This window comes from Sphingomonas sp. TREG-RG-20F-R18-01, from assembly GCF_022662475.1.
Taxonomy (GTDB): domain Bacteria; phylum Pseudomonadota; class Alphaproteobacteria; order Sphingomonadales; family Sphingomonadaceae; genus Sphingomonas.
Window position 1 is genome coordinate 16,907 of record NZ_JAKNQQ010000016.1, and the last position, 22,527, is coordinate 39,433.

The window sequence follows — 22,527 nt, forward strand, 5'->3', positions numbered from 1 at the left end:
CTGTGGCGAGCGGAATTTACGGTGACCGTTCGAAGCGAGCGCGCTATTACGACGGTCATCGAGCAGGTGAGCTCGACAACCAAGGGCGTGAAATACCGCGAACGGAGATCGCATGACGGGAGAAAGTGCGACTTCTAAAAGTCTGGATTTTCTCGTGGACGGCGGCGAGACGGGCGCGCTGCTGCGGTCCAAGGATTGGTCGGCGACGAGCATCGGCGAGCCGATCATTTGGCCTCAGTCGCTTCGTTCCATCGTGGGGCTGATGCTCAACTCAAAATTCCCGATGTTCGTCGCTTGGGGTACGGAACTCGAATTCCTGTACAACGATGCATATGCCCGGATTTTGGGGGAAAAGCATCCGACCGCGCTCGGACGGCGTTTCCACGACGTCTGGCCAGAGATCTGGCCCGACATTTTGCCGTTGATCGACGCCGCACTGACCGGCGAGGCGACTTACCGGGAGAACCTGCCGCTATGGCTCAACCGTAACGGGTTCGAGGAGCAGGCTTGGTTCACCTTTTCCTATTCGCCGGTCCGCGATGAGAGGGGTGCCGTTTCGGGCCTATTCTGCGCCGTCGCCGAGACGACGACCGAGGTACTTGCTGAACGACGTAACGCTTTCCTGTTGCGTCTCGGCGACGCTCAGCGGCCGGTCGCGGACCCTGGCGAGGCGATCGCCGTCGCGTCTGAAGCGCTCGGTCGACATCTGGGCGTGGCGCAGGTTGCCTATGCTGAAGTTGAGCCGGGCGGCGAGACGGTCCTCATCGAGCGCGAATGGAATAACGGTTCGATGGCAGCAAATCGGCGTCGCCACCGGCTATTGGATTATGGCGCCAATCTGATCGCCGATTTACGCAGAGGCAAGACGGTCGCCATTTCTGACGTAGCGCTCGACTCCCGAACATCGTCGGCCGGGGCGAGGGCCGCATTCGCCACGGCGTCGATCGTCGGCCTGCTCGATGTCCCAGTCGTAAAAAATTGCGCATTGGTTGCGATCTTAGGCCTTCATAGTGACGTACCGCGTCTGTGGTCGGCTGAGGAATTAGAACTCGCAGAGGAGATCGCCGAGCGCACATGGGCGGCGGCAGAGCGGGCGCGTGCTGAAGCAGCGGTGAAGGCTGGCGAGGAGCGCTTCCGTCAGTTCGCGGACGCGGCGTCGGAAACAGTGTGGATAGCCGATTCTGCGACGGGGCGGCTTGAGTATCTTAGTCCAGCTTTCGAGCGTGTCTGGGGCGAACCGCGTGACCGCTTCATCGGCGACATCTCGCATTGGGCCGATTTCGTGCATCCAGACGACCGCGATGCCGCTTTTGCCGCCATGCCCAAGGTACTCGCGGGCGAGCGGGTGACAGCCGAATATCGGATCGTTCGCGCGGACGGCGAGGTGCGGTGGATCGTTGACGTCGGCTTCCCTATCCGCGACGAGTCGGGGCGTGTGGCTCGGGTCGCCGGGATCGCGCAAGACCAAACTAAGCGCCGCATTGCGGAGGAAGCGCTGCGCACTAGCGAGGAGCGCTATCGTACGTTGTTCGACTCGATCGACGCGGGCTTCTGCGTCATCGAGGTGCTATTCGAAGACGAGCAGGCTGTAGACTATCGGTTCCTTGAAGTTAATCCGGCGTTTGAGCGACAGACCGGCCTCACCGGCTCAGTCGGCAAGCGGATGCGCGAGCTCGCGCCCGCGCATGAGGAGCACTGGTTCGAGGTGTACGGCAACGTTGCGAAGACGGGAAAACCGGTCCGCTTCGAGAACGAAGCGGCTTCGCTGAGGCGATGGTATGACGTTCACGCGTTTCGCAGCGGGAAATCCGAAGAGCACCGGGTGGCCATCCTGTTCAACGATATTACCGACCGGAAGGCAGCGGAGCTTGCGCTCCAGGCCGCTAACGAAACACTCGAACGTCGTGTAGCCGATGCGCTCGCCGAGCACCGGTTGCTCGCGGAAATCGTCGAAGGCACTGACGCGTTCGTCCAGGTAGCCGACCTCGAGTATCGCTGGCTCGCGATCAACAAGGCAGCGGCCGCCGAATTCGAGCGGATCTATGGCGTTCGCCCGGAACCCGGCGACAATATGCTCGACCTGCTGGGCGATCGGCCTGATCACGCAGCTGCGGTCCGCGCGGTTTGGGGCAGAGCGCTTGCGGGCGAGGAATTTACCGAGGTGGCTGAGTTCGGCGATCCCGGCCGGGAGAGGCGCTACTACGAGATGAAGTACAACGCACTCTACGACGCAGAACGCACGCGCATCGGCGCCTATCAGTTCGTGTACGATGTCACTGCTAGGGTGGAAGAACAGCGCCGGCTGAGTGAGGCCCAGGAGGCCTTGCGCCAGAGCCAGAAAATGGAATCCATGGGCCAGCTTACCGGCGGCGTCGCCCACGACTTCAATAACTTGCTTACACCGATCATCGGTTCGCTCGACATGTTAGTGCGGCGCGGTGTCGGTAGCGAGCGCGAGCGCCGGTTGATCGATGGCGCGCTTCAGTCTGCCGACCGCGCGAAGACGCTCGTCCAGCGCCTCCTTGCCTTCGCGCGTCGGCAGCCCTTGCAGGCGAGCGCGGTCGATCTGGGTACGCTTATCAACGGCATGGCTGACCTGATCGGCTCGACCCTTGGCCCAATGATAGACGTCCAGATTGACCTAGCAGACGACCTGCCGCCAGTAACGGTTGACCAGAATCAGCTCGAAATGGCGCTTCTCAATCTTGCGGTGAATGCCCGCGACGCCATGGCGGACGGCGGGTCCCTTACGATCCATGCCATGCGTGAGAGCGTCCGTGAAGGCGACGGCACAAAGCTACGTCGGGGCCATTACGTGCTCCTGTGCGTCGCCGATACTGGCAGCGGCATGGACGAGGCGACCCTTGCCCGGGCGATCGAACCGTTCTTCTCAACCAAGGGCATCGGCAAAGGCACCGGCCTGGGCCTTTCCATGGTCCATGGTCTGGCCGCTCAATTGGGCGGCGCAATGGCGATCGACAGCGCGCCCAACGAAGGCACGACAATCAAGCTGTGGTTACCTGTCAGTCGAGCGCCCGTGAATGCGGGAAATACAGAGGCGGCTCAGATAGATGCCCGTCCCCATCGTGGGAAAGTGCTGCTCGTCGACGATGAAGAGCTGGTTCGCATGAGCACTGCCGACATGCTGATGGACTTGGGATTCGATGTGACGGAAGCCGGATCGGCGGAAGAGGCGTTACGGTTGGTTGACGAGGGCGAACGCCCAGACATCCTCGTAACGGATCATCTCATGCCAGGTATGAGCGGAGCAGAGCTGGCGCGCGCGCTGCGCGCAAAAATCACCGAGCTACCTGTGCTAATCGTCTCGGGCTATGCCGAAGCTGAGGGTATTGCACCCGACTTGTCACGTCTGACCAAGCCATTTCGCATCGCGGAGTTGGCCCAGCGGATTGCAGGTGTCGGCCTTTAGCTGCCCGAAACCAACCAACTCTAGCACGATTGACCCAAACGTTCCGAGTTGAGTACGTCAGTAAAGTTACGATCACGTTCACGGTGTACCCTCGCGGCCTACTGGCGGAACAGCGAAACCCCGTTTGCCCAACGTCATTTTGCAGGGTCCTCAGTTTCCCGGAATGGAGGCGCTCAGGGATGCTCCGCTCAAAGAGCGGCAATCAGCCCGTCGGCCAAGATCCGGCAAGGCAGCCTTCAGGCCCTTTCGATTACCCACAAGTTGTCGCAGCTCTGATTCCGGATGTCGCACGGCGATAGCCGACGTGGAATCAAGTATGATTCATGTCCGCGCACCAGGTCGCTATAGCGAGGTCCGGAATGACAGGCGGGGAGTGCTGGGTCGACGAGGAACTGGCCGGGTCGCGATTTCGCGACGTTCGTCTCGGTCAGCGGCTCCGAACGCTGATGACGCAGTTGGCGGGCGCGGTGGGTTTGCCGATCCCGATGGCGTGCCAGGACTGGGCAAACACGAAGGCGGCATACCGGTTTCTATCGAACCCCGATGTCAGCGAGCGCGAGATCCTCGACGGGCATTTCCGGGCGACCGCCTCTCGGGTCGCCGCCGTGGAGGGGCCGGTGCTGGTCTTGCAGGATACGACAGAGTTCAGCTTCCGACGCAACCGGCCCGAGGCGATCGGCGCGATCGGTTACTCGCCGAGCCGGCGTGGCGAGGATGGGCGCTTCCGGTTGCACACGGTGTGCGGCCTGCTGATGCACGGCAGCCTCGCGATCACGCCCGAGGGGCTGCTGCTCGGGCTGGCGGCCATCCGCTTCTGGTCGCGCGCCAGGTTCAAGGGAACCGCTGCGCTGAAGCGTCACGTCGACCCAACGCGCGTGCCAATCGAAGGCAAGGACAGCATGCGCTGGCTGGCGAACGTGCAGGCTGCGACGACGCTGCTCGGCGACCCGGACCGGCTCGTTCATATCGGTGATCGCGAGAACGACATCTACGAGTTCTTCTGCGCCGCGCAAGAAGCCGGCACCCATTTCCTCGTGCGGACCTGCGTCGACCGGCTTGCCGGTGACGGCGGGCATACCGTCGGCACCGAGATGGCAGAGGTCGCCGTGGCCGGACATCATCTCGTCGAGATCGGCGAAGGGGCAATCGCCAAGGTCGCGTTGCGATACAGGCGCGTCCACGTCCTTCCACCGACTGGCAAGCAGAAGCGCTATCCCGCCCTCGACTTAACCGTCATCCATGCGCACGAGGAAGGAGCGCCAGAGGGGCGGCCGGCGATCGATTGGAAGCTCATCACCGATCTTCCCGTCGCCTCGGCCGCCGATGCGGTGCGGATGCTCCAATGGTACGGGATGCGCTGGAAGATCGAGGTGTTCCACAAGATCCTCAAATCCGGCTGCCGGGCCGAAGATGCCCTGCGCACCGCCGAGCGCCTGGTCAACCTCATCGCCCTGTTCTGCATCAGAGGCGGCTCGGCAAATCTGGACAGGCTGCTAAGTGGAGTTTCTGCCTGAAGGCGGCCGGCATGGCTGCCGAACAGGAGATCAGATGACGAAGCGAACACGCCGGAACCATAGTCCGGCCTTCAAGGCGAAGGTGGCCCTGGCTGCCGTGAAGGGCGAGAAGACGCTGGCCGAGTTGGCGCAGCAGTTCGACGTTCACCCGAACCAGGTCACGACGTGGCGCGGCCAACTGCCGGAAGGCGGTGCGGGGGTCTTCGGAGCGGAGGGTCATAGCGAGCCGGCCGAGCCGGCGATCGACGTGAAGACGTTGCACGTCAAGATCGGCGAGCTGACGCTGGTGAACGATTTTTTGTCCGGGGCGCTCGGCAAGGCGGGACTGTTGCCGAGGGCAAAACGATGATCGACCGTTCGCACGCTTTGCCGGTGACACGGCAGGCGCAAGAGTTGGGGATCAGCCGCGGGAGCGTCTATTATCTGCCCAGGCCGACCTCGGCTGCTGACCTTGCGATCATGCGGCGGATCGACGCGTTGCACATGGATTTCCCGTTCGCGGGCAGCCGGATGTTGCGCGATCTGCTTGCCGCCGAAGGCATCAAGGTCGGCCGGCTGCACGTCTCCACGCTGATGAAGAAGATGGCGATCGAGGCGATCTACCGACGGCCGAACACCTCGAAGCCGGCGCCGGGGCACAAGATCTATCCCTATCTGCTGCGCAAGCTCGCGGTGACGCGGCCCAACCAGGTGTGGGCGACCGACATAACCTACATCCCGATGGCACGCGGCTTCGTCTATCTGATCGCGATCGTCGACTGGTTCAGCCGGCGGGTGCTCAGCTGGCGACTGTCGATCACGCTGGAGACCGATTTCTGTATCGAGGCTTTGGAGGAAGCGCTGACGCGCTTCGGGGCGCCGGAGATCTTCAACACCGATCAGGGCAGCCAATTTACCAGCATGGCTTTCACCGCCGTCCTGCAACGTGAGAAATTCGCGATCAGCATGGACGGCCGCGGCGCCTGGCGCGACAACGTGTTCGTCGAGCGCCCGTGGCGCTCCGTGAAATACGAGGAGGTCTACCTGCGGGCCTATGGCTCGGTCAGCGAGGCCCGCACCTCGATCGGCCGCTATCTGGCATTCTACAACGGACGACGCCCGCACTCATCGCTTGACCGCAGGACGCCCGATCACGTCTACTTCAACCAGCCGCTTCTCGCAGCGGCATGAAACCGGCGGACGCTCCACTTAGCAATCGCGCCGAGCTGTTCAGATAAACCGAGTCACCTCTATCCTCTCGTGGCGGCTGTTCCGGATGACGATGATCAATCGCGCAGCGCCCGAGGCTTCTCCCCGCCTGGCCCTCGACGATGACGAGATCGCGCTACTGGATCGTTTCCATCCGGTCCGCCCCGCCAGCGACGCAGCGGCGTCCCTTTTCACTTACCTGACGCAGATCGCCCGCCTCGGCGGCTATTTCGCCCGCGCCCGCGATCCACCGATCCACCACCCGGCAACACCGTCATGTGGCGCGGATGGTCCCGCCTCATGGATATCAAACTCGGCGCGTCACTCGCCAATCCGACTGGTGGGTAATCGAAAGCGTCAGGCCACGCTTACGCCGCGTCATCTAAGGTGTGCTTTCAGGCGGCGGTTTCATCGGAGCGGACGCGCTGCTCCACGGCGGAAGTGACAAGCAGGTTCATGGTCTCGCGACAGCTGCCTGCAGCTAGGTGCCGGCGGCTTTGAGAGCGGCGGCGGCGCTTGCCGGCCTCCAGCAGACCCGGGGCGGTTTATTAATCGGCTGACGATCGATCATCAGACGGCCCAAACGGGGACGCTTTGTCATTCTGCCCCGGCGCCGGGTTGTCGAAGGCACCCTGGCGTGGCTCAACCGGTGTCGTCGCCTCGCCGAGGACGGGAAAGTCTTTATCGCATCGTCAGAAGCTTCGATGATTGTCTCATCAATCAGGCGGATGACGCGCCGTATCGCCAAGCTCGAATATGAGTCGGGCTCTGAGCGGCTCCGGGTTTCAAGCGAACGCTTGCTCAACGCTTGAAGACGGGACAGCTTATTGCCCATGCTATCGCGCCCCGGCAAGGCGAGCGTGCCTCCACGCGCTCTCTGTAATCGGGATCAATCGCGTGGCGGTCGCTTCTGCCTTAGCACTCGAGGCATTTCCTTCGAGAAGACGCTTCTTTATCCCTTGGATGATGCTTACCAATCGAAACTGATTATAGGCGAAATACCAGTGCAGATCGGGCAACCCGGTCCGACCGGTGTCCGCGCAGTAGAGTTCAACTGTCTCCTCCATAGTCGGCAGATCGAGCGATGCGAGATCGAGACCCGAAAGTCCTGGTCCGCCATCCGCCGGCATTGCCCAGTTCATCGCGAAATAAGCGAAGTCTGCAAGTGGGTCGCCGATCGTCGCTAGCTCCCAGTCGAGGACCGCAGCGACCTGCGGTCCGTCGGGCGCATAAATTAGATTGTCGATACGGTAGTCGCCATGGATAATCGATGTCCGTCCCTGCGCAGGTACGGTACGGGGTAACCACTCAATCAGCCGTTCGATCGCCGGGATATCGTCGGTTTGCGCCGCGCGATACTGCTTCGTCCAACGATCGATCTGCCGTGCGAAATAATTGCCTGGGCGCCCGAAATCACCGAGACCGATCGCGACCGGATCAATCGCGTGCAGCTTTGCCAACGTATTGAGCATCGCTTCATAGATCGGTCGCCGCTCGGCCGGTGCGGCCTCCGGGAGTGCCGCATTCCAGAAGGTGCGGCCTGCCACCATCTCCATGACGTAAAAGATCGATCCGATCACCGCTGTGTCCTCGCATAGTGCGAACGGACGGGGCACAGGAAAGCCGGTGGGATGTAGCGCCGAGATGAGCCGATATTCGCGATCTACGGCGTGGGCGGACCGTAGAAGCGTCCCAACCGGCTTACGGCGCACGACGTACGCGCCACTGGCCGCATCGATCCGGTATGTCGGATTGGATTGACCGCCGGGAAATTTCGAGACGTCGATCGGTCCGGCGAACCCTTCGGCGTTCGCTTCCAGCCAGCGCAACAGGACGATTTCATCTAGATCGACAGCGCCGGCAATCATCGCTTCAAGTGCATCGCGACCTGAACCGCATCTCGCCCGAATTGGGCGTCAGCGATGGCGCGGTGACGCCCCTCGCCCAGGGCGTTGAAGCGGCTTAGTTTGCCAATTCCCGATGTCACCCGCGGAGCGCCGCGCGCAAAATTTTGCCCACCGCCGATTTCGGAAGTTCAGCGCGCGTCACAAATTCTCGAGGTATTTTGTAGGCTGCAAGCGAGGCACGACAATGCCGATCGAGCTCACCGACAGAAGGAGGAGGGTTGCGCAGGACGACAAAGGCTTTCACGGATTCTCCGGTACGGTCATCTGGCACGCCGATCACCGCTGCCTCCGCTACGCCGGGGTGGCTGGTCAACACCGCCTCGACCTCGTTTGGATAAACGTTGAATCCCGACACAAGCACCATGTCTTTGGTGCGGTCCCGGATTACGATCATACCGGATGCCTCGAACGCGGCGACGTCGCCAGTGCGCAACCATCCGCCGTCAAAGCTCTTCGACATCTCGGCCTCCCCACCAAGATAGGCTGACGCGACCTGCGGCCCGCGGACGAGCAATTCCCCGGACTCGCCGATCGGCACATCGCGCCCCTGCTTGTCGACGATCCGAATGTCCGTTCCCGGAACGGGTAGGCCAACCGATCCGCTGCGGTGCGCGGCCGTCGGGGGATTGCAGCTGATGATGCCGGTCGTCTCGGTAAGGCCGTAGCCTTCGAGTACGGGCCCGACGAGCTGTTCCCAGTCAGTCGCAACGGATTGTCGAAGCGCAGCGCCACCAGCGATCGCGAAGCGCAAGCGCGGAGGCGTTTCCCGAAACCAGGGTTCTGCCAGCAGGCCGGCATAGAGCGTGTCCACGCCCGCCATCCAATCAATATTGAACTTCTCGAAAGCCGGTCGGAGGTTCGACACCGGACGCGCAAGCGGCACGATCACATTTTGTGTGCCAGCTTCGACATAGACCAGCATGCCAAACAGGAAGGCGAAGATGTGGTAGAAAGGGAGTGCGGTCAAGGCGGTGCCTCGCTCGATCGGCGAGCCAAATCCTCCAAAGAAGTCGCGTACGATCGCGGCCGCCGCAAGGAGGTTCGCGGCAGTAATCACCGCGCCCTTGCTGCGGCCGGTCGTGCCTCCGGTGTATTGGTAGAGCGCAACGGTGCTTCGCCGCCCAGATGGAATATCGGTAGACGCTAGAGCCGCGTTCAATGTCCATCGGTTTTGCGCGCCGTCTGAGGCATTGGCCGCATCGTCACGCCGGGAAGGCGTAGCATTTCGATCCAGCAATATAGCGGCACCAACTGTGACGACTACCATTCCGAGCAGATCACCCCCCAGTTGATCGGCCATGGCGCCTTCCGTCACAATCACCCTGGCGCCGCTGTCGCGAAGCTGGTAGCTCGTCTCGACATCTGTGTAAAACGGGTTAACCGGAGTGACGATCAACCCGGCCTTCCAAGCGCCGAAAATGACGATTGGAAACGCCAGGCCATTGGGAAGCTTGACCGCAAGCACGTCGCCGACCGACATGTTAAGATCTGTCTCAAGAAAACTAGCAAAGGCGTCGGAAAGTCGGACGGCGTCGACAAAAGTCAGGCTTTCGGTCGTCCCATCGGGATGTGCGACCGTGAAGGCGGGAAGTGCGCCGAAGCGCTCCGCCGCACGAGTGAGCAGATCAGCAGGGTGATCGACACTCGTCGTGACGTCCAGCTGGTAACCCCGCAGATGCGCGGGATACAGGGTCTCCCAGGAGCGAGATAGGATAGGATCGGTCATGCTGTCCGACCCTCAACGCGCTGTGGCTCATGCATACGGTAGCCACCACGCACCAACTGCAAAACGATCAATCCGGCAACCAGCAGACCTGAGATCGGCAGCAGTCCGGCGCGCTGCGATCCCGTCGCTGCGGTAGCGAGTTGAACCAGCAGCGGCCCGAGCCACATCGTCGCGGTCCCTGCGATGACAAACAGTCCGAAAAAGATGCCGACCTTATGGGCGGGCACGACACGCGTAAGCATTGTGCGGCTCGAAGCGTAGGCAGCCGTTACCGTGACCGCGCCGAGCATGCCACACGCGAGCAAACCAAGTTCGGGCGCGGTCCGAAACATCGGTTCACCCCAGATTGGAGCATGCGTTGCGATATCGAACGGCTGATAGAACAGAAGCGCCTTCGTGTTGCCGAGTGAGAGCAGCTGCGATGCTACCACGCCGCAGATCTCCAGCGTCAGGGCGCGCTTGGGGCCGATGCGCTGATCGAGCCAACCGGCAAGCAGGCCTCCCCCGACTGCGAACACGCAAAGGATCATGCCGTAGGCGAGCAGCTCGAGCGTCTGCCATCCCATGATGCCGGCTGCATAGACGCCGGTAAAAATCAGAATGCCAGTTAGCCCGTCGGTGAAGAGCATTCTGGCCCCAAGATAAACGAGCGCCTCGCGATGCCCTCGCGCTTCGAGCACAAGCGCCTTCAGATCGGCAATCGCGAGCCGGGTTGCTGCACCGATGCGAATGCCGGTTTTCTCGACGTCTGGCACGAAGACTAGGAGCGGAAGCGTACCCAAGGCCAGCGCGATTGCGGCCAATACAGGCACGATCCGGTCCTGCTGATGGCTGGCGACGTCCAGTCCAAACAACGGCGCTGTCGGCACGAACCCCCAGGTTACCTTACCAGGTAGCGCAAACCCCCATAAAACGAACGCCAGCATAGCAACAGATACGAAGTTGCCGAACGCCAATGCCAGACCGGAAGCAGCGCCAGCCTTCCCCATCCCCGCTGCCGGCAATAGCAGCGCGTTGTGGAGCGTCTCGGTATAAGCGAACAACACAGATAGTGCGGCGAGCACCGCGATAATTGTGCCGACGCCGAGTCCGGCACCCCCGGGAAGGGCCCACCACAGTGCCGCCATCAGCGGGACCATCAAAGCAACCGTAGCGCCAAGCCAAGGCTTACGCGGCCCCATCCGGTCTACCACCGCGCCAAGGAGCGGTGCCGTCAGCGCGACGATCCAACCGGCATATTTCGCGCCGCCTGCGACAAGCGCCTGACCATGCACCGGATCGGCGACCACGCTCGTCACTATGTACGGCACAAAGACGTAGATGGTGACGAGAATGATGTATGGGTCTCGGCCACCCTGGAACAATGCCCAGAACCACGCAGCTCTTCCCAGCCCGCGTACGGGAGGCTCGATGGTAGGCGTCATGTTTCGGCCTCTTCGCTCAGGAGCCAGCTCAAAGCGTCGGAGTCGCCGACGAAGAGGCACTGGTTAGGAATCGCGATGCGTTCTACCTGTCGTTTAAACAGCGTGCTTGAGAGCACTGTTGCAAGCCGGCGTGGAAGCAGTCCGCCGTGGTGCATGCGGGCTTTAAATTCGGCGACGACATTCTGCGACTGCGCGTTCAGCTCACGGGCGTCCACGAGTGCAAGAAGGCTGCCGCGCTGGCAGCCCGCGGACAATATGCCCGCCACCGCGACGCCAACCGCCTGTTCGTAGCGATCGACCGTTTCGGTCATCCAATGGCCGCGCATCGTCACGTGCAACAGACTTCGACTTGCATCGGTCGTAATATCGAAATGCTCAGCGTGCATGCGTTCGCCTCACGAACCGGCAAGGACGGCCTGTACCAATCCAGCCGCCTTTGCATACGGCGCGTAGAAGACATCGATCAGATCCCCTTCGCCGCGTACGACGACGCCGCGCGGGTTGGAGAACTCGCGAAACCCTTCGATACCGTGGTGCCGGCCCATCCCGCTCATCCCCGAGCCGCCAAACCCCATCGATGGAAGCGCGCTTTGGATCGCGCATGTGTTCACCGCCGCCCCGCCGGAATGCGTCGACGCAAGGACATGGTTGGTCAGTACCGCGTCATCCCCGAAAACGTACAGCCCAAGCGGCCGCTCGCCGGCGTTGATCGCCCCAAGCGCGTCATCCAGATCGTCATACGGTACGACCGGCAGGATCGGACCGAAGATCTCCTCCTGCATGATCCGCAGATCCTGCGATGGATCGATCGCTAACGACATCGGCATACGCCGCGTCTCGAGGTCAATCTGGCCGTCTTCCTCGAGCGTCACGATGCGACACTGGGAGGCGCGTGCCTCGTCCAACATGTCCTCGATACGCTGCAGGTGCCGCGGCGAGATCATGCCGGTGCATTCCTCACCGCGCGAATAGTTGGGCGCTGCCCGAGCCATGAAGCTCTTGGCGTGCGCGACGAAAGTGTCGAGGTCCGCTCTTGGCACCAGCGCGTAATCGACCGAAACGCACATCTGCCCGCTCTTGATGATCTTCGTACCGATGACCGATTCAACGTTCGTTTCGGTAACGGAACCTGGCGTCATGATGGCGGGGCATTTGCCACCCAGTTCAAGCGTGACGGGCGTCAGGTTGGCAGCCGCTGCCTGCATCACCTGTCGACCGACAGCTGGACTGCCAGTATAGAGCAAATGGTCCCATGGCATTGAGGAGAAGGCGCGCGCGAGTTCGAGGCCGCCGACAGCGACGGTAACCAAATCCGGATCGAACGTTGCAGCCACCATTTCTGCAAGCAAATCCGCGCACGCCGGTGTGTACTCTGATGGCTTGACGATCACCCGGTTGCCAGCAGCCAGCATGTCGACCATCGGGCCCACTGATAGATCGAATGGGAAGTTCCAGGGAACGATGTTCCCGATGACGCCCTTGGGCTGGTATTCGATGTAGGCCGTGGCCGTCCCTAGCATTGCCGGATCGGTGTGACGCGCGCTGGCCGCCATCCACTCTTCGAGATGTTCGAGGACGTGCTGCGCGCGGCCCACGACACCCAGCACCTCTATGAGGTCGGAGGCCGGCACCGGATGGGCGCCAAAATCCTGCGCGATCGCCGCAGAGATGCGCTCTCGATTGGCGAGCATCATACCGATCAGCGCGCCGAGACGCTCCCTGCGCGCTTCGATCGACGGACGGCGGTCTTTGGCGAATGCCGCGCGCTGCGCGGCAAAGGCCGTTTGAAGGGCTGCGATCGCTCCGGCGTCGTCAGTGCCTGTCGGCACGCTCGTGGCGGGGGTCTCAAGTATCGACATGGTTGGTCCTTGCTCCTGATCGATCAGCCGGCTGCGGTCATCGCGGCGAGTAGCGCTGTCCGCTCCTCCCGAACCTTTTCCGGTTCAGCGACGACTTGCAGATGGAACTCGCGCAGTTCCTCAGGGATGTACCAGTGGACGCGGTTAGCGCCGTAGGCCTCCCATACGGTTTCGGCGACTTCGCGCGGCTTGACCAGTCGCCACATCCCCTCGCTTGGAGCCATCTGCCGCATCCCGTCGGATAGCAAAGGGGTGTCGATCAGACCGGGCAGCAGGTCGGCGGCACGAACGCCGTAGCGCTTCAGCTCGATCGACAGCGCCTCGGTGAGGCCTCTCACGGCGTGCTTGGTCGCCGAGTAGACCGGGATGCCGGCCGTGCCGAAGATCGCCGACGACGACGAGGTAATAAGACAGAGCGAACCCGGTGTGTTCTTCAGCAACGGAACGCCCGTGCGCACGCCGAGCATCACGCCGATAAAATTGATGTTAACGATCCGCATCACGTCGTCCCACGGCTGCTCATCAAGCAGGCCGCTGGCGCCAATACCGGCGTTATTAAACAGCAAATCCAGGGCGCCGCCGGTCGCAATCGCGAACAGGTCCATCGCCGACTTCCATGCCAAGGCGTCCGTAACGTCGAGGATCTCGAACAACCCGTTGGCATCACCAACCTCTTCTTGCAGCGTCTCTAGCCCCGCCTGATTGACGTCGTACGCACCGACGAACCAACCTTTTTCTGCGAATAATAAAGCTGTAGCTCTACCCATCCCAGACGCCGCCCCGGTAATGAAGATGGACTTGCGGCCGTTCGAACTGGTCATGATGCTGTTTCCTTGGTCCCACGGGCATGCTCGCCATCGAGCTCCATGCCGGCGAAGTCGCCCACCTCGCGCCAAGAGCGGAGCAACCTGACGAACTCGATTGGACCGGCTGCGAATGGCGAGCCGCGCGCTGCAGCGCCAGTAGCCCTGCCCTCGTTGTTGTAATATCCCGGTGTGCACGCTTCGATGAATTTGCGACGCCCTTCGGCCATCCGAACGATTGTCTCCACCCAGTTGCCCTCGGCTTCCTCGGTCGGCTCGATCGCCCCAATGCCCTTTGCAGCACAGTCGGCGACGATGTGCGCGATGTGCAGCGACTGTTCGCTCAGCATGTGCGGGAAATTGGGCGACATGCCCGCCTGCGCCGGCCCGATCACAAACAAATTCGGAAAGCCGCGGGTATGCATCCCGTGAAGCGTCGACATGCCGTTGGCCCATTTTTCACTGAGCGACTGGCCGCTAACGCCCCTGATCGTCATGCTCGACCGCTTCTCGTAACTTGTCGACGTCTCGAACCCCGTGGCGAAAATTAGGCAGTCGAGTGGATATTCCACGTCGCCGACGACGACGCCGCCAAGCGTGATGCGGTCGATCCCGTAGCCCGCCGTCTCGACGAGCGACACGTTCGGGCGGTTGAATGCCTGTAGATAGAGGTCTGAGAAGCAGGGTCGCTTGCAATACAGGCTGAACCACGGCTTCAATGCGTCGGCGGTAACCGGATCCTTGACGATGCTGCCGATGCGCTCTCGAATCTGGGCCATCTTCTCGAAATCGGCCTGCTCCAAGAGCGTGCCTGGGTCGAAGCCGTTCGGATTATCGGCGAGCTTCTCACGAACCGCGCGGGCTAGCACTGTCCATCCGTCGGCAACTTCGTCGTGCGGCGGCAACGCAGCGGTGAACTGCGCCGTGAAATTCTCCATGCGCTGCTGTTGCCATCCCGGTTGGAGGCTTGCGACCCATGCAGGATCGGTCGGGCTGTTGTCTCGCGCGTCGACTGACGAGGGCGTGCGTTGGAAGACGGTCAAATGCTTTGCGGAAGCAGCGAGCGGGGGAACGCATTGGACCGAGGTGGCGCCGGTGCCGATTAACCCGACGCGTTTATCCCCGAGGCCAATAAGCGGCTCGGTCGCGCTGCCGCCGGTGTATGCGTAGTCCCAACGGCTGGTATGGAAACTGTGTCCTGCAAACTCGTCGATCCTAGGAATTTCCGGCAGCTTCGGCCGGTTGAGCGGTCCAGTGGTTAGAACAACGAACCGCGCCGCCATAACGTCACCGCGGTCCGTGTGGACGGTCCACCTGGCGGTGCCGCCGTCCCAGTCGAGCGCCTTCACCTGCGTCGAGAAGAGCGCGTCGCGGTAGAGGTCGTAATGTTCGGCGATGCGTTTCGTGTGTGCACGGATCTCAGCCGCCTTGGAATAGCGTTCGACTGGCATGTAACCGGTCTCTTCCAGCAGCGGAAAGTAGATGTACGACTCCACGTCGCAAGCGGCACCAGGATAGCGGTTCCAGTACCAGGTCCCGCCGACATCGCTTGCGACGTCTACGATGCGGACCTTCGCTACGCCCGCGTCGCGCAACCGCGCCGCAACCATCATGCCGCCAAATCCCGCACCGACCACCAGCACGTCGACCTCGTCGGTCAGCGGCTCACGCGGCGGGGCAGAACCGTACGGGTCGTCGAGCATATGCGCGAATCCCTGCTCAACATCCCGGTATTGGCGCTGCCCTGCGTCACTTACCGAGCGCTTATCGCGTTCGGCCTGGTAACGTGCGCGCGTCTTATCAATATCGAGCGCAGCGGTCGTGGCGGGCAGATCCGTCATGATGTTCCTCGTCGTTCTCGTCATTCTTAGAAGCGCTTCGTCAGAGTCGCGCCGTACGTCCGTGGATCATTTGTAAACCCAGTGTAGCTTCCGCTCTGCGCAACGGTCGGAAAAGCTCCGACGAGCGTGTTGTGCTTGGTCAGGTTGCGCACAAAGAACAGCAGCTCGATCTTTTGCGGTGGTAGCGCGAAGCCAAGGCTCGCGTTGACGTTGCTAGTTTCCGTGCTGCCATATTGAGCGGGCACGACGTCGATCAGCTGAGTTCGGCTGGAATAATCGTATTCCCCGCGTAGGAAGGCACTAATTGTGCCGAAGTCGTGGTTGATCGTAGCCGATACCGACGTGCTCCATTTGGGAATGCCAGCCGGCCGTTGTCCGGACAAATCGCGAAACGGCGGGATTTGCCCGTTCGCTGGGTTCAGCGGGCATTGGACCGTGTCGAAACTGACGCACGGCGCCCGCAAGAAAGAGTCGTATTTCGGGTCGAGATACGTCCCCGCCCCAGTGAGCGAGAGCCAGGAAATCGGGCGATAGGCCGCTTCCACCTCGACGCCCTTCACCGACTCCTGTCCGGCATTAACGAGACTATAGCCGGTACCCGTAAAGGCGTTTGACTGGAACCCCTTGATAGTCTGCTTAAACACCGCAAGGTTCAGATATCCGCCGCGGAATACCGCCTTGGCCCCGACTTCGTAAAGCCGCACGTTTTCAGGAGCAGCGGTACGTCCGACGCCGTTCGCGTCCGGGGACCTTGCATCTGTCGAGAGATTGAAGGCACCCGCCTTCCATCCCGTCGAGTAGCTTGCATAAAAATTGACCCGCCCGAGGTCGTAAGTCGCGCGACCGAGATAGGTAACCTTATCCCCCTTCAATACGCCTGACTCGTTGGCATTCGGATAGTTAACCGGACCGTGAGTGGGTGCGTTGCCGTAGAAGAATTGCAAGGCCCCGAGCGGGCCGTATAGATTGCCTGGAAGTCCTATGGCCGTGAACTGTGGAACTGCTTGCAGGTTCAGCGCCGAAAACTGGTCGGTTAGCACCACGTTTGCCGTCGACGCTTTGCGGTCGCTGAGATACGCGATGCCGCCCGTAAGAGTTAGCCTGTCAAACAGTTTGTAATCGGCCTGACCAAAGAAGGAAAACGAGTCCTGCTTGATCGTGTACGGCGCAATGACGCCTTGCCCGGCCCCAAAATAGGTGGCGCCCGGTTTGATCGAAGGTGTGACGAGGCTCTGCAAAAACTCCAGAGCGTAAATGTTTGAACGTCCCGTCAAAGCAGGGCGAAGCGCGGCCGGAAGTGCACCGATCAACGTAGCCGGAACCTGTCCACTCAGCGCATCGGCGAAAGGGCGGATCTGCGATCCGAAGCTGATTTGGCTGCTCGTGTCCAGGTTTTCGTGATTGTAAAAGCCGCCGATCAGCCAGCTGAACGGACCCTTGCCGCTTGAGGTCAGCCGGACCTCCTGAGTGAAAGTCTTTGTGCGGGTTTGGTCTGAGCGGTAGGAGAGGTCGGCACCTGTGAAGTCGACGTCTTCCGTGCTGTTGTTGCGCTGTTCGCGGTATGCAGTGATCGACGTTACCTTGGCGAAGTCTAGATCGTAATCAATCTCGCCCGATACACCTTTGCCGACGATGTGGTTGGTCGGATCCCGGTCAAACGCGATATTGCGGCTATATTTCGTTGCGGGATCGCTAACCTTTGCACCTAGGCCAAACGGCGGTGGCGCCGCGATGAACTGCGTGGCGGGACCGTTAAAAAGCTGGACAGCGCCGCAGCAGCGCTCGTTGATTTCATTGTAGTCCGCGATCAGCCGAACAGAAAGCCGATCAACCGGATTCCATAAAACGTCGACACGGGCCGATGCTCGGTTGCGGTCGTTGATGCTGTGCCCGGTCACGACATTGTGATCATAACCGTCGCGCTGGTCCACGGACCCCGATAGCCGGATAGCAATGGTATCGCTCAGGGGGCCGGTCGCAGTCGCCTTAGCAATAAGTTGGCCGTAGTTACCGACCGTGAGATCGACCCGTCCACCGAAGTCGAACTGCGGACGCTTGGTGATGATGTTGATGGCCCCGACAGAAACGTTTTTGCCAAACAATGTCGACTGCGGCCCGCGAAGCACCTCGATGCGCTCTACCTCGGGAAGGTCATTCAGCGAAGCCGCACTACGCGATCGGTAGACGCCGTCGATGAACACGCCGACCGACCCCTCGATCCCGACGTTGCCGTTGCCGTTGCCGAATCCGCGAATGATGAAGTTGGTCTGACCAACGGTGTTGAACTGCGCAACTTTTAACGAGGGCACGACCGACTGAAGATCGACGAGGTCGCGAATTTGCGCACGATCGATGGTCTGCTGGCTGGTTACGGCGACTGAAATCGGCACGTCCTGCAGTGTCTGTTCGCGCTTCGACGCCGTAACGACGATGTCGTCGCTGGACTGTGCAGCGTCCGTAGCACGCGCTGGGCTGGCCTTCGTTGCCGCCGCACTGTCGCGCGCATTCAGAGACTGCGAGTCCGCCGGCACCGCAACTTGCGCCAACGCTGGCGTGGCAACGACGAGCGCCAGAACGGAAACGCCAAAAAGCCTCAGATGGATCATGCCGACTCTCCCAAAAAAGCACGCCGTTTTCGACGTTGCCGTCGTGTTTCTATGACAGCCAAGGAAATCGAGGGCAAGCTAGAAATTAAAATTGGCGATTGCCATTGTCGGTGCGGTCGCGCTGAGTAAGGGTATTGGGCTGAGAGAAGGATCGAGAGTTGACGTCAGCCGCCCCACAACGTGAGCCGCCGCCTGCCACCAAGCCGCAGGCACGCGGACGGAAATCTATTAAGAAAAAGGATGAGATCATCCGAGCCGCGATTGAGATCATCAATGCAAAAAGTTTTGCATTGGCGACGATGGCCGAGATCGCGGCCAGCCTCGATCTGCGTGACGCCACGCTATATTATTACTTTTCGAATAAGCAGGCCTTGGCATACGAATGCCATGTACGATCCTTACAGCGGTTCGAGCACCTGCTCGAGTCCTGCGATGCGCACGGAGGTACAGGCATCGAAAAGATCCATCGTCTGCTGCATGGCCTGCTGCAGGATTCAGTCGAAAAAGGTCCGCAACTGTATTTCGGCGACTATTCCTATCTTGAAGACTTTCAGCGTGACCGCGTGGCGACGTGGGCCGACGAGATGAGAGCGCGCCTCCAAACGTTTATCGAAGAGGGAATGGCGGACGGATCGATCGTCAAATGCGAGGCAGCACTTGTCGTGCAGCTTATGCTGGGCATGATCATCTGGCTGGCAAAATGGACGCCGCAAGTGAAAGGGCTTACGGTCGAGCGGTTACAGGCGTCGATCAGTGCCTTCGCATTTCATGGCCTCGAAAGCCGGATCGCGCCGTATACGTGATGCCGTTCTTTCGACATTCGTGCGTGCCTGGAGGCGTGGCAGGCAAACTGAAGATCGTAGCGCTGGCATCACGATGCTCGTTAACACCTTCTCGCAAGCCGTTGAGGTGAGTAGGACAGTAAGCAAACAAAAAAAACCGCCCAGGGGTATTAATTGGCTTCGTTGCATCAGGCCTTACCTATCCCTTCGTCAAAGAGATTGGGCTCGAGGCCTTTGACGGGCAAAAAGGAAAGTCGACCGGAGGAAAATCAACTCCCTTCGATCAACGGCTACGCTGCTACGTCTTATATTCGCCGGTACAAAGGCTTTAGTCGAACTATTCTGCGAGAAAGCAGATAGCCTCGCCTTCCCAAAAAAGACCGGCGGTTTAGGCCGGTCAAGTTTGGAGAGGCTGCCTGCAAGGCGAACGCTTTATGTTATGGATAACCCCTTTTGTCAAACCCAGCCTAGGTTTCTCACATGTGCCATGATTCCGTCTAACTAAATCGTTGACCACGAGATTCGCCGGTTTCGACGTTGACGCTTAGTCTCAGCACTCCATCCGTCGAGGCCAAGACCGTAGGCAAACGCTGCCTCCTCCCATCGTGCTTCCTGACTTTTCGGACGTCTGGTTTCATCGACGGCGAGGTGTCAAGCGACCACGGCGCCCGCCATAAGCCATCTCATCGCTGCTTCCTCGTCTGCAAAGAATCTCGGCGCTATGTGAGCGCCAATCCGTTGAGCCTGTGCTTTGTGAAGAACTGATGGCGAAACTAGGACCGCGTGCGGATGTCGACGATTTGCGCCTGCCGCCAACCCCTGTTCGATGCGGGCCGCCACCTCCTTGGACTGCAGACCGTGTTCCCGCAAATCAACCAGAACACTGTATTCTTCTGGCGAGCGACCAGCAGTCTTCCCCTTTGCAGCCAGGGCCTTCAGAGCCCTAGTATATTCATCGAAGGTCTCGACCGTCCAAAAACCAAGCAACTTAAGTGTCACCAGCCTGCGCGCAACATCGACTCGGATGACGTATCCAGGCGCCACAATCTCCATCGCCCTTTCTCCTCCGCGCTTAAAGGGCTGGATGTACAACGCCCTTCTTACCGTTCCGTAAACCGGTCAAGCCAATGTAAGCCACCAAAAACATGTCAGTTAGCATCGGTGAGATTTTCTGTAGTCGAACTATCTAATAACTTCCTGCATCTCGCTCGGCCGCTTCAATCCGCGAATTGACTGTTGATTCGGAGCAAGGCTATCAAACGCCGTCGACAGACGTTGGGCGATGGCAAACTGGCTTCTCCGCGCTGTGATGCTGAGTACCGGCCGACTCTTTGGCTTGCGGCCCTGCAACGTTACCGCAACCCTTATAAAAATCTCAACAAATGTCCGGTAACGTAGGGCCTTATGAACGCAGTATATACCATCGACGTCAATCCCCGCCAACGCCTCATGGCCGTGACCTTGACCGGTTTTTTGACTTGGAACGTTTTTGTGGAATTGCGGCGTGACGTTGCGAAGGCGATCAACCAGATAGGCTGTCCTCCGGGTCAGCATTTGGCATTATGGGACATTAAAAACGCGAAAATACAATCTCAGGATATCGTTGGGGGGTTTCGCGCAATGAGCGACCAGAGCGCCGTTGCCGCACGGCAAATCGCCGTGGTAGCGGGCCAATCGCTCATGCGGATGCAATTGCGGCGGCTCATCGGCGATGAGCGAGTGCTCCAAACCTTTGACACGGTATTGGAGGCACGTACATGGCTCCTTCGATCTGAAATCGGTTCATCGTCGCGCGTTCCGTCAATCACCGGACTGACTGGGATTGTCTTAACGAGTATATCATCGGCCGGTGGAGCCGTGCGTTGAAGCATGTTTGAGACGGATTTTCAAACATGCCTCAAGGTGATCCGATGAGTGTCGGATCGCCAATATGCGCCGATGAACGGTACAGAGGGCGAAGCCACGGAGAAACTGCGTTATGCCACTGACCTCATGCATGCTTAGAGCAGCGATGGAACGCCGTCCGACGGTTCGATCTGGTGGGAGCTGAGTACATCGCGGAGTTCGCCCGGCAACGTGTCGGGCATTAGACACACGTTGGCGTTTACAACCTCGACCTTTCGACTCAATCCGCGCAAACCAATTTGAACCATCGCCAGCCCCACCGCGCGTGCGCCTCTTTCCGCAAATGCCGCGCGGCGGACAAACCGCTATATTGTGCATCGATCACGGCGGCCTTGGCTTCGACGTTTACGGTCAGTGCTAGTGTCATCGACGCCGCTAGCGCTGACACTGGGCAGTTGCCGTGGGTTGAAATTTTACGGGTCGTGTGACGTTTCTCCCATTCGGAAGCACCGCGAATCTCCCGCGCTGCTCTCTTGCCGCAGCGCGAGGCGCGGCGCTGATGCCAACTGACAAAAAGGAAAGCAGTGGATGACCCGAAGCTGAGGATGGCTACGACTATGCTCGTCAGATCTCGCGGCTTTGCGACATTTACTGGGATCGATGTCCTGCGCAGAGCGCTCGGACGCGTGATGCTGCATTAAGGGCAGCGACACCGCCGCGAACATCGAAATTTCCGGAGAAGTTGTCGCCAACGCGCCTTATGGCAACCCTATTCTTGAGCTAAATAATTTGCTAGCTTCATTCTGAGGAGCTGGATGCGTTCGTCATTTTAAGCAGATGGCGCGACAGATAGTTGTCCGTCGCGTGGAATAGCCTCAGCCAAGAAGCGTAGCGGGTCAGGTCGTGAACCTCGTCAGGCAAAACTAGCTCCTCGTGCTCGATTCCATGCGCGCGCAGATCCTGCACCAGTTCGGTTGACTGCTGGAACGGCACGTTGCGGTCGTCGTCAGCGTGGACCACGAGTACGGGCGAGTGCCAATTGGCGATCGTCGCGACTGGTGAGGAGGCCGTGGACAACGCTCTTTCAGTCGGGTCTTCAATCGCAGCCCCAAACGTTGCCAGCATGGAGGTCCAATCATACACGCCTGCGTAGTCCACGCCCGCTGCGATCCGGTCAGAGGCCCGGGCGAGGCCGAGCGCGGTCATCAGGCCACCGTAGCTGCCGCCCCAGATACCCACGCGGGCGAGGTCGACGTCGCCGCGCGCGCGAAGGTAGTCGAGGGCCGCAAAAATGTCGTTCGTCTCGCTGCCGCCCCGGGGTCCGAAGTCCTTCGCTTCGCGGTAGTTGAGACCGTAGCCAATTCCACCACGATAGTTGACTGATAGCACTACGAAACCTTTTGCCGCGAAATACTCGTTCAGGCCGTACATCCAGCTATAGGCACCCATGTAGTGAAAGCCGAGGAGCATCTGCCGAGATGGCCCGCCATGAAAGAACAGGATCGCGGGACGCTTGGTATCAGACTTGTCCGCCGGCAGAAAAAGTTGGCCGTGCACTTTCGCTCCGTCGGGTGCGGCGAACGCCACCGCTTTGGGAGCCAC

General features: G+C 60.4%; 15 protein-coding genes and 1 pseudogene. 6 read left to right on the forward strand and 10 right to left on the reverse strand.

Annotation, left to right across the window (positions count from 1 at the left end):
* The first annotated feature begins 112 nt into the window (after window positions 1-112).
* From L8K25_RS22840 to L8K25_RS20710, 4 genes and pseudogenes are all read left to right on the forward strand, one after another.
* Window positions 113-3,430 (forward strand): PAS domain-containing protein, encoded by a 3,318-nt coding sequence (locus L8K25_RS22840; protein ID WP_347341168.1) that lies wholly within the window; start codon window positions 113-115, stop codon window positions 3,428-3,430.
* Between the two features lie 359 nt (window positions 3,431-3,789).
* Window positions 3,790-4,944, forward strand: coding sequence for an IS4 family transposase (locus tag L8K25_RS20700; RefSeq protein ID WP_242140909.1), 1,155 nt, complete (start codon window positions 3,790-3,792; stop codon window positions 4,942-4,944).
* 34 nt (window positions 4,945-4,978) lie between these two features.
* Window positions 4,979-6,114, forward strand: a protein-coding gene (locus L8K25_RS20705) for an IS3 family transposase (protein WP_242140911.1) whose coding sequence is annotated in 2 segments (ribosomal slippage) — window positions 4,979-5,245 and window positions 5,248-6,114 — 1,134 coding nt in all. Because the reading frame shifts where the segments join, the coding sequence is not laid out codon by codon here.
* A 584-nt stretch (window positions 6,115-6,698) separates the two neighbouring features.
* Window positions 6,699-6,944 (forward strand): annotated as a pseudogene (locus tag L8K25_RS20710) (hypothetical protein); the annotation flags it as partial.
* 24 nt (window positions 6,945-6,968) lie between these two features.
* Here the strand turns inward: L8K25_RS20710 and L8K25_RS20715 are convergent.
* From L8K25_RS20715 to L8K25_RS20750, 8 genes are all read right to left on the reverse strand, one after another.
* Window positions 6,969-8,000: a phosphotransferase family protein gene (locus L8K25_RS20715; protein WP_242140912.1), complete on the reverse strand. Its 1,032-nt coding sequence runs from the start codon at window positions 7,998-8,000 to the stop codon at window positions 6,969-6,971.
* A gap of 115 nt (window positions 8,001-8,115) precedes the next feature.
* On the reverse strand, window positions 8,116-9,765 hold the full coding sequence (locus L8K25_RS20720; RefSeq protein ID WP_242140914.1) for an AMP-binding protein: 1,650 nt from the start codon (window positions 9,763-9,765) through the stop codon (window positions 8,116-8,118).
* Window positions 9,762-11,189 carry an MFS transporter gene (locus L8K25_RS20725; RefSeq protein ID WP_242140915.1) on the reverse strand — a complete coding sequence of 476 codons (1,428 nt, stop codon included), beginning with the start codon at window positions 11,187-11,189 and terminating at the stop codon, window positions 9,762-9,764. Before L8K25_RS20725 ends, L8K25_RS20720 begins: the two co-directional genes overlap by 4 nt.
* On the reverse strand, window positions 11,186-11,575 hold the full coding sequence (locus L8K25_RS20730) for a hypothetical protein (RefSeq protein ID WP_242140917.1): 390 nt from the start codon (window positions 11,573-11,575) through the stop codon (window positions 11,186-11,188). The genes L8K25_RS20725 and L8K25_RS20730 overlap by 4 nt, the downstream gene beginning before the upstream one ends.
* Before the next feature lie 9 nt (window positions 11,576-11,584).
* On the reverse strand, window positions 11,585-13,048 hold the full coding sequence (locus L8K25_RS20735; RefSeq protein WP_242140918.1) for an aldehyde dehydrogenase family protein: 1,464 nt from the start codon (window positions 13,046-13,048) through the stop codon (window positions 11,585-11,587).
* Window positions 13,049-13,071: 23 nt separating this feature from the next.
* Window positions 13,072-13,869, reverse strand: a complete 798-nt coding sequence (locus L8K25_RS20740; protein WP_242140920.1) for an SDR family oxidoreductase — start codon at window positions 13,867-13,869, stop codon at window positions 13,072-13,074.
* Complete coding sequence (locus L8K25_RS20745; protein ID WP_242140922.1) at window positions 13,866-15,692, reverse strand: NAD(P)/FAD-dependent oxidoreductase; 1,827 nt, start codon at window positions 15,690-15,692, stop codon at window positions 13,866-13,868. Before L8K25_RS20745 ends, L8K25_RS20740 begins: the two co-directional genes overlap by 4 nt.
* Window positions 15,693-15,718: 26 nt before the next feature.
* Window positions 15,719-18,298: a TonB-dependent receptor gene (locus tag L8K25_RS20750; RefSeq protein WP_242140923.1), complete on the reverse strand. Its 2,580-nt coding sequence runs from the start codon at window positions 18,296-18,298 to the stop codon at window positions 15,719-15,721.
* A gap of 158 nt (window positions 18,299-18,456) precedes the next feature.
* Here L8K25_RS20750 and L8K25_RS20755 point away from each other — a divergent pair, with 158 nt between their 5' ends.
* Window positions 18,457-19,101, forward strand: a complete 645-nt coding sequence (locus tag L8K25_RS20755) for a TetR family transcriptional regulator (protein WP_242140924.1) — start codon at window positions 18,457-18,459, stop codon at window positions 19,099-19,101.
* A 630-nt stretch (window positions 19,102-19,731) separates the two neighbouring features.
* On the opposite strand, the gene L8K25_RS20760 is transcribed toward L8K25_RS20755, so the two are convergent.
* Window positions 19,732-20,133 carry a hypothetical protein gene (locus L8K25_RS20760; protein WP_242140925.1) on the reverse strand — a complete coding sequence of 134 codons (402 nt, stop codon included), beginning with the start codon at window positions 20,131-20,133 and terminating at the stop codon, window positions 19,732-19,734.
* Between the two features lie 351 nt (window positions 20,134-20,484).
* Here L8K25_RS20760 and L8K25_RS20765 point away from each other — a divergent pair, with 351 nt between their 5' ends.
* A complete protein-coding gene (locus tag L8K25_RS20765) occupies window positions 20,485-20,946 on the forward strand; it encodes a hypothetical protein (RefSeq protein WP_242140926.1) in 462 nt (153 codons plus the stop codon).
* Window positions 20,947-21,723: 777 nt separating this feature from the next.
* Here the strand turns inward: L8K25_RS20765 and L8K25_RS20770 are convergent.
* Window positions 21,724-22,527: prolyl oligopeptidase family serine peptidase (locus tag L8K25_RS20770; protein WP_242140927.1), on the reverse strand; the 804-nt coding region annotated here is incomplete at its 5' end.